Origin of the sequence: Kribbella sp., assembly GCF_035687465.1 — a bacterium.
Lineage (GTDB): Bacteria > Actinomycetota > Actinomycetes > Propionibacteriales > Kribbellaceae > Kribbella.
On the sequence record NZ_DASRXP010000113.1, the window covers coordinates 1 to 2,199 of the forward strand.

General features: G+C 67.1%; 3 protein-coding genes. 1 reads left to right on the forward strand and 2 read right to left on the reverse strand.

The genetic code is table 11. The annotated features are described in order from the left end of the window. Positions 1 to 202: 202 nt before the first annotated feature. A complete protein-coding gene (locus tag VFG33_RS05585) occupies positions 203 to 814 on the forward strand; it encodes a hypothetical protein (RefSeq protein WP_325023094.1) in 612 nt (203 codons plus the stop codon). A gap of 190 nt (positions 815 to 1,004) precedes the next feature. Here VFG33_RS05585 and VFG33_RS05590 read toward each other — a convergent pair whose 3' ends face one another. Both VFG33_RS05590 and VFG33_RS05595 read right to left on the reverse strand, forming a co-directional pair. Beyond that, on the reverse strand, positions 1,005 to 1,859 hold the full coding sequence (locus VFG33_RS05590; protein WP_325023096.1) for a helix-turn-helix domain-containing protein: 855 nt from the start codon (positions 1,857 to 1,859) through the stop codon (positions 1,005 to 1,007). 54 nt (positions 1,860 to 1,913) lie between these two features. After that, positions 1,914 to 2,096, reverse strand: a complete 183-nt coding sequence (locus tag VFG33_RS05595; RefSeq protein WP_325023098.1) for a DUF397 domain-containing protein — start codon at positions 2,094 to 2,096, stop codon at positions 1,914 to 1,916. Positions 2,097 to 2,199: the final 103 nt, after the last annotated feature.

Genomic DNA, 2,199 nt, shown 5'->3' on the forward strand with positions numbered 1-2,199 from the left:
CTGGCCGACCGCAGTGACTGGCAACGAAGCCCGCCACATCATCAAACGATCCGCGCAGAAGCTACGCGAGCTCACCTGACAGACGCACGCGCCGACGGGGCGGCGGTGCGCAAGCCCATGTCGATAGCCGAAGACCCTCGTGAGCCCGCTCACCAGGAGAAACTCTTTCGCTTACGTACACGCCATGCCCATAATCGAACGCGTGAGCGAGCAGTGGCGGGACCTTCAGCGTGGCATGTACGGCCGCGCGCTGCCGGTCCGGCCCGCACTCGGCGACCGCGTCCCGGCCAGGTGCCCGCGTGGACACGACCTGGCGATCGCCACCGCGCGGTCGAGTTACCACCACTGGTACGCCCTGACCGAGATCACCTGCGGCGCCTGCCGCGCCCTCGGCGACCCACTGGCCAGCTGGTGCCTGGTGGATCCCGGCAAGCAATATGACGCCAAGTCCGCGCCCAGCTCCGGGCTGATACTGGTCCGCACGCCCCCGGCGGTGCGCGGGGGAGTCGGCCAGATCGCTCTCTGGGTCGATGGCGAGGTACAGGCCGACCTCGACCTCGCGATGTGCGGGCCGTGCAGGCGTGCGGTGATCGAGCACGTACGCACGGACCGACCACGTTGGGGGTATGGACGCGTGCTTGTCGCCGCGGCATTGGTGCGCGCACCGCCGACGGTGTACCGCTGGTCGACCACACGGATTGCGGACGACCCGGTCGCCAGGGCGTTCTGGTCAGGCATCTCGTGGCCGGGCACGCTCGGCCAGCCGGACTACTGCACCGACATGGACAGCGCCGCCGGCCGGACACCGGACTGATAGCCAGCCCGCCGGCGGCCCGCCGGCCGGCTGGCTAGGGGCGGAGCCTCGACCTCCCAGGCGGCTGCCGTCGAGCCACAACCCACTCATTCCGGTTGACCGGCCGATGCAGGATGACTGTCGGGCAGGGGAAGCACCACCCGATTCCTCTACGTGATGGCGCCGCCTCGCCGCGATGGCGTCCGGCTCCTCACCGCGCGAGCGACTCGAGCTGTTGCTCGATGAGATGGGTGGTGTCGGCCGGGGGCAGCGCTCTGGCAACCGTCTGGTCGAACGTGGTGGTGAAGCGCTTTACGTCTTCTGCATCGTCCACCCACACACCTCCGGCAGGGTATTCGAGGTAGACACCGGGAACGGACTCCGATTCGGGGTAGTCGACGATGGTGAACGAGCCGTTCATCGTGCCGTACCCACCAACCGTGTAGGGGATCACCTGGAGCGTGATGTTGGTCCGCTGGGCGAGGTCTAGCAGGTGTTCGAGCTGCTCACGGACCACCTCGCGGCCACCGATCTCGCGCCGGATGACGGCCTCGTCGAGCAGGACGTGCAGCGCCATCGGGTCGGGGCCCTCCAGCGGTTTCTGCCGGTTCATCCGCGAGGCGATCACACCGTCTGGCCGCATATCCGGCGTGTAGAACACGTGCGCAGCTTCCTCCAGCGCTTCGGCGTATCGCCTGGTCTGCAGCAGACCAGGGACAACAAACGGCGACAACCGACGCTCTCGCACCGCATCACGCTCGGCGTTGACCAGCTTGCGGAACGCCTTCGGCGCGCCGGCCGGCAACCGAACCGACGGCGGCTCGTCCTTGGCGTCCTCATGCAGCCGAGCACCTTGGGCCAGATCCCCGCTGGTCGCGTCATAAAACGACAGCAGCATGTGCACCGTGCTCCAGACCGGCAAAGCCTCGCCGGTCTCATAACGGCTCACCGTCGGACGCTCGACCCGTAGATGGTCCGCCGCCTCGTCCATTGACTTGCCTGCCGCCTGCCGCACCGCACGCAGGAACGAGCCCAGCCGCTTCTTCAACCTCGTCGGAGTAGCCACGCACAGTAGCCTACGGGGCACGCAACAACGCCACCGTACGTACGCGTATACGTGTCAGTGGCCGAATTGACCCTCTTGGACCGCGACCAGTAGACCGTGAAGGTTGGCTCGCAGGATCGGGCCACCCGGGTTCTTGCTGTCGCGGACGGCGTCGAGCGTGCCGACAAGTTCGACGCAGTCGTTGTTGCCTCCTCCGGAGAAGCTGCTCTTGCGCCAGTGGATAGTGGGGATCGCCATGGGGTTCGTGTGCCCTTGTCTGCTGGATGAGGTGGGTGGTGTCGGCCGGAGACAGCGCTCGGACTGCCGTCTGGTCGAACGTGGTGGTGAAGCGCTTTACGTC

Excerpts from the sequence above, each read along its gene's own strand:
- VFG33_RS05595 (WP_325023098.1), bottom strand. The coding sequence starts at position 2,096 with ATGGCGATCCCCACTATCCACTGGCGCAAGAGCAGCTTCTCCGGAGGA.